Below are 465 nucleotides of genomic sequence, written 5' to 3' on the forward strand. Positions count from 1 at the left end.
CAGTTCTTAAAGCCAGAAGTATTTACGCCCGAATACCGAGTCAAGGATGCTGAATACACCTGGCAAGATTTTTCAAATATTGAGATAAATATTCCTGAAGAAAAAAAAGAACGTGCGGTTGTCTTTTTTGATGATCATCAAAATAAAATTCCTAGGTTGGAGCAGGCTATCAAAAAAGGCTTTAAGCATATTGTTTATGATGATAATGTGCCCTATAAGTATACTCATACTAGTTTTGAGTATTTGTTTGATGTAGAAAAAGATACAAGTGTTAAAAAATATTTTGAGCGATATGAAATATTTCCGCCTATTTATTCAGGAAAACATAAGAGTGGAATTGAACTTAATGGCATCCTCGAAAAAGAGATGGTTGATTTAAGAAGTTTTGTTAAAGAAAGAAATTTGTATAGCTGGGTTACGAAAGTTGAGGTATCAGAATTTCTTTTTAATGAAAAGATAAGCTTT

At 31.6% G+C, this 465-nt stretch carries 1 protein-coding gene; it reads left to right on the forward strand.

Annotated elements, in window-relative coordinates; genetic code table 11:
• A partial coding sequence (locus tag RMT89_RS41100) for a hypothetical protein (protein ID WP_315888860.1) occupies positions 1 to 465 on the forward strand: 465 nt, incomplete at both ends.

This window comes from Streptomyces sp. P17 (genome assembly GCF_032436805.1).
In the GTDB taxonomy this organism is placed as follows: domain Bacteria; phylum Actinomycetota; class Actinomycetes; order Streptomycetales; family Streptomycetaceae; genus Streptomyces.